At 52.5% G+C, this 13,647-nt stretch carries 12 protein-coding genes and 2 pseudogenes; 5 read left to right on the top strand and 9 right to left on the bottom strand.

Going from position 1 to position 13,647, the window contains the following annotated elements:
* Positions 1–45: 45 nt before the first annotated feature.
* Together A0V43_RS05445 and A0V43_RS05440 are read right to left on the bottom strand one after the other, a co-directional pair.
* Positions 46–1,253, bottom strand: a pseudogene (locus tag A0V43_RS05445) (Ger(x)C family spore germination protein).
* Complete coding sequence (locus tag A0V43_RS05440) at positions 1,250–2,875, bottom strand: spore germination protein (protein ID WP_063192579.1); 1,626 nt, start codon at positions 2,873–2,875, stop codon at positions 1,250–1,252. Before A0V43_RS05440 ends, A0V43_RS05445 begins: the two are co-directional and overlap by 4 nt.
* Positions 2,876–3,005: 130 nt before the next feature.
* Here A0V43_RS05440 and A0V43_RS19725 point away from each other — a divergent pair, with 130 nt between their 5' ends.
* On the top strand, positions 3,006–3,233 hold the full coding sequence (locus tag A0V43_RS19725; RefSeq protein WP_063192578.1) for a YczF family membrane protein: 228 nt from the start codon (positions 3,006–3,008) through the stop codon (positions 3,231–3,233).
* Positions 3,234–3,272: 39 nt separating this feature from the next.
* On the opposite strand, the gene A0V43_RS05430 is transcribed toward A0V43_RS19725, so the two are convergent.
* The 4 genes and pseudogenes from A0V43_RS05430 to A0V43_RS05415 all read right to left on the bottom strand — a co-directional run bounded on the left by A0V43_RS05430 (position 3,273) and on the right by A0V43_RS05415 (position 7,065).
* The gene (locus A0V43_RS05430; protein ID WP_063193814.1) at positions 3,273–4,976 is read right to left on the bottom strand and encodes an ABC transporter permease; all 1,704 of its coding nucleotides are present in this window, start codon (positions 4,974–4,976) and stop codon (positions 3,273–3,275) included.
* Positions 4,951–5,849, bottom strand: a pseudogene (locus tag A0V43_RS05425) (ABC transporter ATP-binding protein). The gene A0V43_RS05430 and the pseudogene A0V43_RS05425 overlap by 26 nt, the downstream one beginning before the upstream one ends.
* Positions 5,815–6,222: a GntR family transcriptional regulator gene (locus tag A0V43_RS05420; RefSeq protein WP_063192577.1), complete on the bottom strand. Its 408-nt coding sequence runs from the start codon at positions 6,220–6,222 to the stop codon at positions 5,815–5,817. The pseudogene A0V43_RS05425 and the gene A0V43_RS05420 overlap by 35 nt, the downstream one beginning before the upstream one ends.
* 120 nt (positions 6,223–6,342) lie before the next feature.
* Positions 6,343–7,065 carry a DUF421 domain-containing protein gene (locus A0V43_RS05415; protein WP_063192576.1) on the bottom strand — a complete coding sequence of 241 codons (723 nt, stop codon included), beginning with the start codon at positions 7,063–7,065 and terminating at the stop codon, positions 6,343–6,345.
* Positions 7,066–7,364: 299 nt separating this feature from the next.
* Here A0V43_RS05415 and A0V43_RS05410 point away from each other — a divergent pair, with 299 nt between their 5' ends.
* From A0V43_RS05410 to A0V43_RS05390, 4 genes are all read left to right on the top strand, one after another.
* A complete protein-coding gene (locus A0V43_RS05410; RefSeq protein WP_063192575.1) occupies positions 7,365–8,459 on the top strand; it encodes a GerAB/ArcD/ProY family transporter in 1,095 nt (364 codons plus the stop codon).
* Entirely contained in the window at positions 8,456–9,991 is a 1,536-nt protein-coding gene (locus A0V43_RS05405; protein WP_063192574.1) for a spore germination protein, read from the top strand. The genes A0V43_RS05410 and A0V43_RS05405 overlap by 4 nt, the downstream gene beginning before the upstream one ends.
* A complete protein-coding gene (locus A0V43_RS05400; RefSeq protein ID WP_063192573.1) occupies positions 9,988–11,136 on the top strand; it encodes a Ger(x)C family spore germination protein in 1,149 nt (382 codons plus the stop codon). The genes A0V43_RS05405 and A0V43_RS05400 overlap by 4 nt, the downstream gene beginning before the upstream one ends.
* Positions 11,137–11,478: 342 nt before the next feature.
* Positions 11,479–12,771, top strand: coding sequence for a sensor histidine kinase (locus A0V43_RS05390; protein WP_063192572.1), 1,293 nt, complete (start codon positions 11,479–11,481; stop codon positions 12,769–12,771).
* A 56-nt stretch (positions 12,772–12,827) separates the two neighbouring features.
* On the opposite strand, the gene A0V43_RS05385 is transcribed toward A0V43_RS05390, so the two are convergent.
* The 3 genes from A0V43_RS05385 to A0V43_RS18720 all read right to left on the bottom strand — a co-directional run bounded on the left by A0V43_RS05385 (position 12,828) and on the right by A0V43_RS18720 (position 13,622).
* A complete protein-coding gene (locus A0V43_RS05385) occupies positions 12,828–13,034 on the bottom strand; it encodes a DUF6501 family protein (RefSeq protein WP_011231108.1) in 207 nt (68 codons plus the stop codon).
* A 146-nt stretch (positions 13,035–13,180) separates the two neighbouring features.
* Positions 13,181–13,408, bottom strand: coding sequence for an NETI motif-containing protein (locus A0V43_RS05380; protein WP_063192571.1), 228 nt, complete (start codon positions 13,406–13,408; stop codon positions 13,181–13,183).
* A 64-nt stretch (positions 13,409–13,472) separates the two neighbouring features.
* Complete coding sequence (locus A0V43_RS18720; RefSeq protein WP_128577982.1) at positions 13,473–13,622, bottom strand: DUF2639 domain-containing protein; 150 nt, start codon at positions 13,620–13,622, stop codon at positions 13,473–13,475.
* Between the last annotated feature and the right edge of the window lie 25 nt (positions 13,623–13,647).

Genomic DNA, 13,647 nt, shown 5'->3' with positions numbered 1-13,647 from the left:
TCACCGCCTTTATCTTTTGCGCCCCCTCTTTCCCATAACAACGATTTATCCTCTCGGCGCATACGGTTTATTGCGCAATCCTGTGCGGCGAATATACATATCAGTGGTTACAATGACGTCAAGCTCAGGAAAATAACGATCATGCCATTTACTTCCAATTTTTTTCCACAGATATGGAGCAGCGCGATGAACAGCCTCGCCAAATCCGAAAACATCCGTTTTGTCGCGTTGGGCTGTTTGGATCGCTTCTTCCACTTCTTGTTTTAGATTTTTCTTGATTTCTTTCTCCAGCTGGAACAACATGCTGGCATTACTTAAATCAATGGGTACGCGAGTTTCAATCACGTCCCTTCAGCCTGAATATGAACGGAAATCACCGGCCGACCGTCTTTTACCTTCGCCTTGACATCCGTTTTTGCTCGCACAACCTGGTAATTGATTGCTTCTTTCTTTCCTTTCCATGAAACGGTCAGATTAGTTTGTCGAATACAATCAAGCAGCCAAAGCACACCTCTTGACGGCGGGCCGTCCACCCAATCAACGAGACGGTCATTTTTAAATAATGCGAGTCCTTCCAATTTAATGCGGGCATCCGGCACGGATGATTGAACATTTGTTTGCCGCTTTCCGCGCTTCACATTTCCTTCAATTGTAACCCCACTGATTACTAAATTTCGTCCTGAGACAGTCAAGCAATGAATCACTCCCCAAATATCAGCCTTCACATTTTCTCCCCAGTTCATCGCAGAAATCTCAAGCGTTTTAATAATTTGATTGGCAGTGATCTTGTCAATCGGCGTCAACACCGTCAACACATCTTTCGCCGAATATCCGCGTGCAATGACCAAGCGGGCTGTCGTCCGAAGCTGGTTGCCTCGTTCAACAGCATCGAGCACTCCTCTCAATCCTTCTCGCGCCACTTTTTCACCAATAACAATTAAATTGGTGTGGGAATAATAAGGAAGGCGCGACAGCTTTTCCGATGCTTTTCGGCTCGCTTCAATCAACGTATCGCCGGTTGAAGTATAAATCGACATCGGCACGCCCGCCGCCCCGCCGCCGCGCTGCGTTGCGCCGGCGACGTTGCCAGGATTGACAACCTGAAACGTCACCAAATATTTCCCTTCTTTTGTCTTATCCAAGCCGATCGCCACGATAAATGCCAAATCGGTCAATTCTTTTTTGCTCCAACACCCAGCCAGCATCCCGGTGCAGACGACAAGAAGAACAAAGATGGCGATCCCCCTCTTCATGCCCCATCCCCTTTCTCTTGGCGCGACGGCGCCGGCGGCTCCGGCTTTTGCTCGCCCGACTGTCGGACGATGTTTTTCTGGTTGATGAGGCGCGGCCGCTCGCGGAACATCCACGTTGGGGCGCGGAACAACGTATCGCCCATGTTCGATGGGGTAAACGGGGCGAGCGGCGACATGTATGGCACGCCGAATGAGCGCAAGCTGCACAAGTGAAGAATCATCACCAAAATCCCCATCATAATGCCATAAAAGCCAAACATCGCCGCTAAAAACATCAACCCAAAGCGGATGAGCCGCGCGGAGATGGCAATGGCAAACGATGGAGTCGCAAAACTGGCAATGGCGGTAATGGAAACGACGATGACCATCGCCGACGATACAAATCCTGCTTCGACCGCCGCCTGGCCGATGACCAAGGCGCCGACGATCGACACCGCCTGGCCGACGGCGCGCGGCAGGCGGACGCCGGCTTCGCGCAAAATTTCAAACGTCACTTCCATGACGAGCGCTTCGACGAATCCCGGAAACGGCACCGCCTCACGCTGGGCGGCTATAGCGATGACGAGCTGGGTCGGGATCATTTCCTGGTGAAACGTTGTCGCTGCGATATAAATGGCCGGAGCAATAAGAGAAATAAAGAAAATCAACACGCGCAAAAAGCGAAGAGCGGTGGCGATGTCAAAGCGAGCATAATAATCTTCCACCGCTTGAAAAAATTGAATGAACACCGCCGGCGCCAATAAAACAAACGGTGTTCCTTCGACGAACACAGCTACCCGCCCCTCAAGCAAATTGGCGGCGACAATATCCGGCCGTTCTGTATGATAGGTTGTCGGGAAAGTCGTGAACGTCTGGTCTTCGATCAACTGCTCGATATAACCAGACTCAAGCACGCTATCAATGTCAATGCGGCGCAAGCGCTCCCTAACTTCCTTCACAATTTCATCATTGACAATCCCCTTAATGTACATGATCGCAACATCCGTCTGCGTCACCGTGCCGATTTGCATCGTCTCAAGCCAAAGATTCGGATTCCTAATACGACGGCGGATCATCGCGGTGTTCGTGCGCAACGACTCTGTAAACCCCTCGCGCGGACCGCGTATGGCGATTTGCGTCTGCGGCTCCTCTACTGCACGATATTGGCCGCCTTTGGTGCTTGCACTTACGGCAAACGGCACCCTGTCGATGAGTATGACCGTTGCTCCAGAAAACAGCTCAAAAAAGAGCTTCCCCCAGTCCGAAATATGTTTCACGCCCCCGACCGCGGTAAGCTTTTTCTCGATCCATTGAAACCGCTCTTTTTCCTCAAGTGCCAGCGGAAACGACGCTTGAAGCAGCGGCGTCAGCACAAAATCGTACACGTTTTTCTCATCAACAAGTCCGTCGATAAAAATGATCGCCGCCTTTATTTGCCATTCCTGACCCAACGCAAAACGGCGGATGATGACATCGTTGCTCTCTCCAGTCTTTTGGCGAATGATGTCAATATTGACGGCCAGTTCAGCAGAAAGCGGCTCTTGCGGGACATCCGACGCCTCGCCGCTATGGTCCGGCCCTTCCTGCTGCACGCTGTCGTCCATTCGTCCTTGCTGCCGGCGCATCCCCCATTGAAACAGCATGCCCCTTTCCTCCTCACTCCACATCGTTCCACATCATCCATTATAGACAAGCGGCCAAAAGTGTATACGACAGCGTATCGTTTCCTTCTTATTGGCAAACACTAACCTCAAAAGCGGCAGGTGTCTTACGTTGAAAATTATTTTTGCCTCTTTCACCTTTCTCTTGCTTCTGGTCACAACCGCCGTCGGAATGGATCTGTTAATGGGGATGACGCTGCCTCAATCGCTTCATAACATCCTCAATCCGTTCCGCGTCATGGAGACGCCGGAGCTGTTCATTTTATTTTTGTTCCTTCTTTTGTGGATGCTCGATCTGCTCGCCGCATGGCTTTGGCGGCGGAAAAAGGTGTCCTCTTAAACGAAAACGGGCAGCTCGCCGTCTGCCCGTTGCGTCCGTTTATTTTTGGATTTTCTCCCATACATGCCGATCTTCCAACCATTTCCGTACATGGGAGCTGTATTGGTCGATCGGAAGGCTGAACTGATCCCCATCGCTTTGCAAAAACTCGATCTCCCCGTTCCATACTTGTCCGCCCAACAAACTTTCAACCGGCTTCTGCCATAAGTCTTGTTTCAACGCCTCGAGAAACGACTCGATCTCCTTCGGCTCGGCAAGCACAACCTCTGCCCGCCCAGTTTCCACATTTCGGATCGTCACCTGACGGATCGGCGCATAGCCGCTCGGGCGAAGGAGCAAATAATATTGCTGCTTATATTCGTTTGACCCCATGATGCGCTGAAAATACAGCATGTACGGTTCAATCGGCACTTCGTAGCGGCGGAGGAGGCGCGTGCCGTCTTTGAGCACATACCCGATCACAATCGGCCGGACGTTGCCAAAACGTGACGGGAGCGGCTGATCGCGCACGAGCTGCTCATGAAGCGCCCTGACAGCTTTGATGTTGTCCTTCGTGCGCAAAAACTGATCGAATGCTTCAAACTCTCTTTCCATCAAGTTAGGATTTTGCCAATTCATCACCGACTGGCCGAAATAGACTTTCTCAATATCGGACAAATTCGGAACATGTCTCACATATCCAACCGGATCAAGGCGCACAGTCAAAAATAAGACCGACATCACAGCGGCAAAGGCGATATACCCTTTCCATTTATGAAAAACACGCCATGTTTTCATCACGACCATTTGCGCAACGGCATACCCGATAAGCGAAAACGCAACATACCCAAAGATGATCCATCCCCACTGCCGTTGGACTTGTCCAAAGTAGAACCCGCCAGTCAGGCACATGCAAAACGCCACTCCATACACAAACAGTGGGCGAAGCACTGAAAAGGCGAGCGCCTGTCCGGCCGCTTCCGTCGGCCGCCGCTCGTACAGCCAAATGGACAAACTGAAAAATAGAAGCGACAACAGCAACAACATCCCGATTTCTCCCGCACTCATCGCTTGATCCGTCAGCATCGCATAACGAATCGGCAGCGCCCAATCCATCAGATTTCCCGATAAATAGTACCCATCCGGAAATCCATACAACCATAACGGCAAGTTGCTAAACAGCAGCACCATGATGCCTGTCGGAAAAAAGAGAGCAATATTCGTTAACACAATATGAACGATCGATTGGCCGACGAGCACGCCGACCATGACACCTAGCGCAAAAATCATCGTCTCTACGACAAGCGTCTCGCCAAGCCATCGTCCCACATCCGCCGCCCCAATCGGCCACGGGAGATCAAGCCCATACAGGCAGCCAATGGCGGCCAACGCGGTCACGGCAAGCGGCACAATCAAAAGCATCCAGCCAAATAGCACTTGCCCAACAAGCAGTTCGGTGCGGCGGATGGGCAAGCTATGGATGAAATCAGCCGACCGTTTCTCATGCATATAGCGAACCACTCCGGCCGCCGCCAAGATCGGGACAAGCCAAGCAATCAGCGTCTCGAACCCGTTGGATATATCGTATACGTTCTTCCATTGCGGCACATTTCCGACTTTTGGATCATATTGCGAGTACGAAAGCCCAATCGGCAATACGATCGCCGCCAGCCATAACAGCAGATGGATGATCGCAATCCAGCCGATTTGGCGCACGTTTTGCGTCCACATCGCGCGGTTAGCCGACAACCGTTTCGCGGACATGAGCGGCACCCCCATTTCATACACGAAAATTTCCTCAAGCGACAGCGGCAAGACGTCCAGAATGAGCGGAGCAAACGAACTCACCGTCTCTTCGATGGATCGTTTCTCGCCGCGGACGACAAGAAGAACGATGCTGCCGCGCTCCTCGCGATGCACGATGTCAAGCCGTTCGGCCAACTCGCTCGGAAATCCGCCGCGAAACGCGACTTGAATTTTATGCATCCCGGCGCGCAGCTCGTTTAAATCGCGCTCCATCCGTACGGTCCCTTGCGCCATCAATCCGACGATGTCGCATAAATCTTCGAGCTCGCGCAAATTGTGCGACGAAATGACGACCGTCATCTCCCGTTCGGCCACTTCTTCTATGAGCAGCTGCTTCACATGACGGCGGACGAAGGCATCGAGCCCATCAAGCGGCTCATCCATAATGAGCACATCCGGCTGGACGGAAAAGGCGAGCCAAAACGCCGCTTGGCGCTGCATGCCTTTGGAAAACTGCTGAATCTTTTTGTTCGGATCAAGCGCAAAGACGGACTGCAATTCCATAAACCGCCCGCGGCTGAACGACGGGTACAGTTGCTCGTAAAAATCCGCCATTTGGCGAATCGTCGCGTGCGGAAAAAAGTAGACAAAGTCCGGCATAAACAAAAGGCGTTGCTTGATGCGGACATTTTCCCACACATCCTCCCCGTCCACTGCAATCGTTCCGCGATCTTGGCGGAGAATGCCGGCCATCATCTTGAGCAGCGTCGTTTTTCCGGCGCCGTTCGGGCCGAGCAGCCCGTAAATCGCTCCTTTTGGCACCATCATGTTCGCGCCCTTGACGGCGGCAAACCGATCAAACGTTTTCGTCACGTCCACAAGTTGAATCACGATTCTCCCCTCTTTCTTCCCCTTCTCGAATCCATTGCCATAACTGCTCATTTGTCACCCCTAAAAACCGCGCTTCCTTGACAAGGCGGACAAACTGCTCACGGACCGCGGCGATCGCCTCGATGTTTGGTTCTTTTGAACGCGGGGCGACGAAACTGCCTTTCCCCGGAATCGAATAAATCCAGCCGTCGCGCTCCAGTTCGCGGTACGCTTTTTGAATCGTGTTTGGGTTGACCATCAGCTGTTTCGCCATCGTCCTGACCGATGGCAGCTGATCGTGCGGCTGCCATAGTTCGCGAACGATCATTTCTTTCATTTTGTCAATCAGCTGCTCGTAAATCGGCTGACGGCTTCGCAAATCGAGCTCAAACATCTCCCCTCCTCCTCTCATTGTCACAACCGTACTATAACCAATATTACACATAAAACAGAAGAAAGGCAAGAGTTTTTTCCAAAATAAAGAAAGAATCCATTCCCGGATTCTTTCTGCATCTCATTCCGGCGCCGTTTGCCGCCGCGTTAGCCGTTGCCGCTCGGCGGGCTGATATGTCTGAACAAACAGCCCATCTCCTTCGAGCCATTCGGCGATCAACACGTCTTTTGTCGAGGCAATTCCTTGTTTTTGCAGTTTGGCGGCCAGCCATTGCTCCGTTTTCCCAAGCTCCGCTAATTCGTCTGCCAACAGCTGGCCATCGCGGATCAGCGTCACCGGGACATACACCGGGTGGGGCGGCAGCTGGAAATCTTCACGCGTCGTTTTTTGATAATGGGCTTTTTTGAGGACGCTGATTTCCCCGTCCGCCTCCAAAAAACAAAACGCCACTTCGCGGATCGAAAAGGTTTCATGTTTGCGGAGCAAGCTTTGCAGCTGATTGAGCGTCAAGCGGCTTTTTTTCAAGGCTTCGTAATCAATGACCCCGTTCCGAATGAGCGCCGTCGGCTTCCCCTCGCTCCATAAACGGAAGGAAAGCCATTTTTGGCTCGCATATTCCACCGTCATCAGCATCGCTCCCCAAAGGGTGATGGAGTAGATGATATACCAAAGATGGATATGGTCGTCATACAGGGCATTGCCAAGCAGCTCGCCAAGCACGATGGCCGAGATAAACGTAAACGGGCTTAGTTGGCTGATGAGCTTTTTGCCGGCGATTTTTACGACAGCAAACAACAAAATAAAGCCGACAACCAATTCGATCGTCAAATGAAGCCACTTCATGCTGCTTCCCCCTTGCATGCCGTTGATGTTCGCCCTTTCTTCCCTGTATTGTGCCCCTGCCGCCTGAGAAGTTTCGCTGTTGTTTTGCCGTTTGCGCGGATAAATTCCCCTAGACTGGAAACACTATCGTTCTAGAGGGCTGGTGAAAAACGACCGATTTCGCCGAACCCGTTGCTTTCGGCTGAAAGAGAAGCGTTGATTTTACAGGACTTCTCAATTTGAGAAGAGATTCCGTTTTCCGCGATTTTTCACTAAATCACCAGCCTTCTAGAGATTGCATGGAAAGAAAGGGATTCATGATGAACGGACAGCCGCTTAGCGCTCTGCAACTGTTATTTATGGTCATGCTGTCGGTCGGGCTGATGAATCATGTCATCATCATCCCCTTTATGCTTGAGGCCGCCCACCGCGATGCGTGGATCGCCGCCTTGGGAGCGTTGGCAGGTTTGCTCGTTTGGCTGCCGCTTCTTTATTTCATCGCCAAGCAGCTGAACGGCAAGCGGCTGTTTGACTGGCTGAAAAGCCGGTTTTCGAGCGCGGCTGCTTATGCGGTGGCCGGTGTCAGCAGCGCTTTTTTGCTTCTTCATAGTTTTGTCACGTTAAACGATACGGTCACGTTCACCACCACCTCTTATTTGACGGCGACGCCGAGGTGGGCGCTCATTCTCTTTATTGTGATGGCTTGTTTTTATAATACGTATCGAGGCATCGATTCCATTGCCAACACAGCGATGATTATTTGCCCGTTCGTGATTGTGTTTGGCTTTTTCGTGATGCTCTCGACCACACCGCATAAAGATTATTCGCTGCTCAAACCGATGCTTGAGCACGGCATGGGGCCTGTGTGGCGCGGCATGATGTACGCAGGGGCCGGATATGCGGAAGTGATCATTCTTTTGTTTCTTTCCCATCGCTTGCCCCGCCCGTTTTCATGGAAGGCGCTTGCCGCGATCGCCGTCTTCACCGCCGGGTTGAGCATCGGGCCGACGATTGGCGCCATCACCGAATTTGGCCCCGAGCAGGCGACGCGCCTCCGCTATCCGGCGTTTGAGCAATGGCGGATGGTCAGCTTAGGGACGTACATTGAACATGTCGACTTTATGTCGATCTACCAATGGATATCAGGAGCCTTTATCCGCATCTCCTTGTCGACGGCGCTCATTGTGGAGCTGTACCCGATCCGCCACCCGCAAACCCGGCGCTGGGTGCTCATTGTTCTTTACTTGGCGATCACATTGGCGGCGCTCGCACCAATCAGCGATGAACAGTTTTTGCATGTTGTCAAACATGGGGTGCTGCCGGCATCGCTGCTGTTTAGTCTTGCGCTGTCCGTTGTGTTAAGTGGTTTCGCTTTGTTGGCATATCGCAAAAAGAAAAGAGGGATGGCAGGATGAAACGACCGATGCGCGCCGCCGAAGGCAAGCGGTTGAAAGACGATTACACAGGTCTCGAGACCGTCATCATCTCCGAAGAGGCGTTGCGCACGATGTACGCCAAATGCCCTGACGTCATCATGACGGAAGCCGCGATTCCATCCTCTTTGCCTGACGGCTCGACGGCTGTCGTGCACTTGTTGTTTATCTATTGCGAGGAATTGTGCGATGCACAAATGCTGCAAAAAGCCGTCTATCCGATGTTCCGTGAACTGTGCGAACAGCATCCGTGCTTTACGGCTGCTGACATCGAGGCCCGCAAACCGGCGGCGCTTGAGTATATGGGAAAAGAAGTGCGGATCGATGATCTCAACTTCAGGCTGTTTAGCGGCGATTTGCTCATTTATTTCCATGAAGCCGATGTCTTGTACACGATGCCGCTCGCCAGCCCGCCAAACCGCGACCCGGAAGAGCCGAACACGGAAGTATCGATCCGCGGACCCAAAGATGGATTTATTGAAGAAATCAGCAAAAACGTCGCGCTCATCCGCAAGCGGCTGCGCTCGCACCGGCTCGTCTATGAACCGTTTGTCATCGGCACGCGCAGCCAGACAAAAGTGGGGCTCCTCTATGTCGATGATATTGCCAACACGGCCATCATCGATGAGGTGAGAAGCCGTCTGCTCAGTTTGTACATCGACTCGGTGACAAGCACCAACCAAATTGAAGAGTGGTTGTCCGACACCCGGTTTTCTTTGTTCCCGATGTTCGGTTATACCGGGCGGCCCGATTTTGCCGTCAATTCGCTCCTCAACGGCCGTTTTATCATCTTGGTCGACGGGGCGCCGACCGCCTTGATCGGACCGGGCAATTTAACCTTTTTGCTGAACACGTCGGAAGACAACAACACGTTTTTCTTGTTTGTCGTATTTCAGCGCCTGCTCCGGCTCGTCGGCACTTCGGTCGCCATTTATTTGCCGGGCGCCTGGGTCGCCTTGACTTCGTTCCATCCGGACCAGCTTCCGTTCACCTTGCTGGCGACGCTCATTTTGTCGCGCCAAGGAGTGCCGCTTCCGGTGCCGCTCGAGATGTTTGTGATGATGATTTTGTTTGAGGTGTTTAAGGAAGCCGGGATGCGGCTGCCAATCGCCATCGGGCAGACGCTGTCGGTTGTCGGCGGCTTAATCATCGGCCAGGCGGCGATCAACGCCGGACTCGCCGCCCCGGCCACACTCGTCATTGCCGCCATTTCCGTCATCTCGACATTCACGCTCGTCAATCAAAACATGGCGGGCAGTGTCACCTTGCTGCGCTTTATTGTCCTGACGGCCTCCACCGTTCTTGGCCTGTTTGGCTTCATTCTGTCGCTGTTTTTCATCTTGACTTATGCGGTCAACTTGCGCACCTGCGGCGTTCCGTATCTCACGCCGCTGGCGCCGCCGTCCAAAGATATCGGGAAAGTATTTATCCCGAGCACATGGAAGCAGTTCCGCACGCGCGACCGCATTGTGCGTCCCAACGATCTCATTGCGAAAGAGAGGGAACAAAAATGAGGAAGCGGCTCTTTCCCATCATCGCTTCCGTCATCTTGCTCAGCGGCTGTTGGGATACGCGCAACATCGATCATATTGTGTATATTCATGCCATTGGGGTGGATTATAAAGATGGCCAAGTGATCGCCTACGTCCAGCTGGTTGGTTTCACCGCCCTCGCCAAAGTCGAGGCCGGAGGCGGCAAAGAGAAAGCGGCCGTTTCCATCGGCAAAGCCGCTGGCGAAACGTTTAATATCGCGACCGACAAAATCTACCCTTCCATTCAACAAAGGGTGTCATGGGGCCATGTAAAAAGCATTGTCTTTACCAAACGGGCCTTGCAAAAAGGCATCGTGACCGATGTGATCGATGTGCTGAACCGTTACAACGAAATTCGCCATACAGCATGGGTGTACGCCACCGATGAGCCGCTTTCCGAGCTGTTTGAAGCGACGCCGCTGTTAAACGCTTCCTCCTATTATTCGCTGTTGTCCAACCCGGAAGAAATCTTTCAACAAAGTTCGTTCATCCGCCCGATCCGGCTCAGCCGGCTGATTGTCGATATGGATGAAAAAGCCGATACGGCAAGGCTTCCGTATTTAACGCTCGACCGCCGGCGCTGGATCGAAAATAAAAAGCCGAAACCGATGCTCGCTGTTTCCGGCGTGTGTTTTGTCCACCATTACAGCCTGCAGCAATGTGTCCGCCGTTCCGATCTAGAGGGACTTCGCTGGCTCGAACACGACATTCGCCGCACCCCGATTTATGTCAAACAAAAAGGGAAAACGGTCGCCTCTCTTGTCGTCCGGGACCCGAAAACGAAATGGTCGATCAAAGTGAAGAGTGGAGAGCCTGCGTTTACTGTCCAAGTGCAGGCGCAAGGCGCCATCATCGAACTGCGTGAACCGCTCTCACGAAAACAACTGACCAAACTGGCGGAACAAACGGTGAAACAAGAAATCCACCGCTTATATAAACTTGGGAAAGAGCAACAGATCGATATATTGAATCTAGCGGAGCAACTGTATCGCCAGCGTCCGGATATTTGGAAACAACATCAGTCCAATGGCCTCATCCCGCTCGGCAACAACACGCTGTCCGTGAACGTCAAGCTCGCGATCGGGGCATCCGGAAAAGAAAAGTTGAATTACCGGGCCGGTGATTGAAAATACAATAAGATCAAGTATAATTAGGAATATTAGATATTTGAACGGCGGAGAACAATGAACACCCATACAGAGCGAACGAGCGCCGCAAGAATGACCGTCTACCCGATTTTGTTCGCATCAGCCTCGGCCACTTTTGGAACGATGCGATGCAGGCGGTCATCCCGGCGCTCTTTCCGATTTTGCGCTCGACGGCGGCTTCGTTTACGCTCGCTGCCGCTCCTTGGCGCCTTGGCGGTTTGGCTGCTGAAAGACCGGACATAGCCAATGCATATTTTTCTTTCAATCTCTTTCCGCTATAATGAAAGGTGATGATGTCTATTCAGTTAGGAGATTTTTCGTATGGCCGGTTTATACATTAACCAGCACGTCTTGAACAACTTATTTTATATTTTGGTCACGATCTTTGCCTTTTCCTTTATTTATGACCATAGTCGAGCGATCCGGCAGCGCCCGCTCTATGGCCGGGCGCTGCTTGGGGTTTGTTTGGCGTTGGCAGCCGTTTTGTGCATGAAATTTCCGATTTACATGGATCCGCTGTGCGTCCATGATTTCCGGCAAATTCCGTTTTTGCTTGGAACATTGTATGGCGGCGGCGCAGTTGGGGCGGTGCTGTTTGTTTTCTTGATGGGTGCGCGCACCATATTGTACGGTTTTCAGCCACTTACAGTGGTCGTCTATGCCATTATGTTCGCGGCAGCGGCCGCCGCCGCCCCGCTGTTTCGGAAACTGCCCCGGTCCGGCAAGCTGCTGACTGCGCTGTGGCTGACGTTTTTGCTGGCGGTGGTGGTGACATTTGTGGCCATTCTCATCGCCCATTTTCCGGTAACAAAACCGTATGTTGTCTACTTCATTTTGTTGCCGCCGTTCGTCATGATGTTCGCTGTCTATTTGATGGAGACGCTTCATGAGGCGCAGCTCGCTCAGGCAGAGCTGATGAAGATGGAAAAAATGGAGATCGTCAGCCAAATGGCGGCCAGCATTTCCCATGAAATCCGCAACCCGCTCACCGTCGTCAAAGGATTCATCCAGCTGCTGCAAACTGGTCGGCTGCCGCGCGAAACCGAAGAGCGGTACATTCGCATCGCCTTAGAGGAGCTCGAGCGGGCGGAAGCCATCATCCGCGACTATTTGACGTTTGCCAAACCGGCGCCAAAAGAGACCGAGCCGATTGATGTCGCCGTCGAGCTTCAGAAAGTGCTGCAAATGATTACGCCAATGGCGCATATGCATTCGATCCATGTATCCTCTTCCCTCGAACATGGTGTCGTCATCGGAAACGTACAATATTTCCAACAGTGTTTTCTCAACTTGTTGAAAAACAGCATTGAGGCGATGCCAAACGGCGGCACGCTCCATGTTGCAGCCGAGAACCGGGTGGCATCAGTCATCATCACCATTTCCGACAACGGCGTTGGCATGACGAAAGAACAAGTGCGCCGCTTCGGCGAGCCATACTTCAGCACAAAAGAAAAAGGCACTGGGCTTGGTGCGATGGTCGCCGTTAAAATCATCGAACAAATGGGAGGAACGTGGACGATCGAAAGCGCCGTACAAAAAGGGACGACGTTGACGATCACGCTGCCGGCAAGCCGGGTGCGGCCGCCGACGGCGGAACAAAGCGCCGCCGGCTGATCGAAAAAACGGATGCCCTGTTTCGGACATCCGTTTTTTCTTGGCTATTGGCGCGATCACTTGACTTCCTCAAAATAATCTTTGTAAAACCCGCCGACTTTTCCGCTGTTGTCGATGACAAAATAAAACTCGTCCGTTTCGCTTTTCACTTCATATACTTTGCCCGGCGTCAACACATTGCTGACCATGTACTTTTCCGCGTTCGTGTGAACGCACTTTACTTTTTTGATCGTCGGCCGGGTCGCCCATGTGTGATGAATCATGGCGTCATCTCCTTCTCTTTATATTTTTCCCCTTCTTTATTGTAGCGACCCGGACAACCGGCTGCAACGTCCCATTCGCCATTTGCCGCTATGGCCGACGCCTCAAATCGTTGGCGGCGGCGGGCAACCGTGCTAACGACCTGTTGCTACGGCTCATCGCGCACCCCCTCAAATTCGATGATGCGCCCGCACGGCTCAACCATCGTTTCGCCGTTCGTTTCCACTTCGCGGAAAATTGGCTGCTCGATGCGGCGGATGGGGCGGTAGCCTTCCTGTTTCATTCGCGCTAAACAGGCGACGATCGTTTCCCCTTCCGCTACCGTAAACCGTTTTTTCTTCATCGCTTCCAGCGCGTCCCCGCTCTTGTCAACCATCAGGCGCGCCTCCCTCCTTTCCCCTTTAGGTTGTCCAAAAAAGAAGCCGGATGTTTCATCCGGCCTAGCGCGTTTTCTCCACATATTTTCGGTACAACCCATATAGCTCGGCTGCTTTGTATGTCTCAATTTTTTTCCGTCCGACTGGATGGCGGGCGATGCCTGCCTTTTTCAACTCGGCAACAAGCCATCCTTTCGAGCCAAAATGCGCCATGGCGCTCCCCCCTCTTTTGTCATCC

Source organism: Geobacillus sp. JS12 (genome assembly GCF_001592395.1).
GTDB classification, from domain to species: domain Bacteria; phylum Bacillota; class Bacilli; order Bacillales; family Anoxybacillaceae; genus Geobacillus; species Geobacillus zalihae.
Note: the sequence above shows the minus strand (reverse complement) of the source record. Positions and strands in the feature narration are given on the sequence as shown.

Bases quoted from the DNA above. Each gene is read 5' to 3' on its own strand.
- A0V43_RS05440 (WP_063192579.1), bottom strand. From the start codon at position 2,875: ATGCTGTTTCAATGGGGGATGCGCCGGCAGCAAGGACGAATGGACGAC.
- A0V43_RS05430 (WP_063193814.1), bottom strand. From the start codon at position 4,976: ATGTCCGCGAAACGGTTGTCGGCTAACCGCGCGATGTGGACGCAAAAC.
- A0V43_RS05420 (WP_063192577.1), bottom strand. From the start codon at position 6,222: ATGTTTGAGCTCGATTTGCGAAGCCGTCAGCCGATTTACGAGCAGCTG.
- A0V43_RS05415 (WP_063192576.1), bottom strand. From the start codon at position 7,065: ATGAAGTGGCTTCATTTGACGATCGAATTGGTTGTCGGCTTTATTTTG.
- A0V43_RS05410 (WP_063192575.1), top strand. From the start codon at position 7,365: ATGAACGGACAGCCGCTTAGCGCTCTGCAACTGTTATTTATGGTCATG.
- A0V43_RS05405 (WP_063192574.1), top strand. From the start codon at position 8,456: ATGAAACGACCGATGCGCGCCGCCGAAGGCAAGCGGTTGAAAGACGAT.
- A0V43_RS05400 (WP_063192573.1), top strand. From the start codon at position 9,988: ATGAGGAAGCGGCTCTTTCCCATCATCGCTTCCGTCATCTTGCTCAGC.
- A0V43_RS05390 (WP_063192572.1), top strand. From the start codon at position 11,479: ATGGCCGGTTTATACATTAACCAGCACGTCTTGAACAACTTATTTTAT.
- A0V43_RS05385 (WP_011231108.1), bottom strand. From the start codon at position 13,034: ATGATTCATCACACATGGGCGACCCGGCCGACGATCAAAAAAGTAAAG.
- A0V43_RS05380 (WP_063192571.1), bottom strand. From the start codon at position 13,408: ATGGTTGACAAGAGCGGGGACGCGCTGGAAGCGATGAAGAAAAAACGG.
- A0V43_RS18720 (WP_128577982.1), bottom strand. From the start codon at position 13,622: ATGGCGCATTTTGGCTCGAAAGGATGGCTTGTTGCCGAGTTGAAAAAG.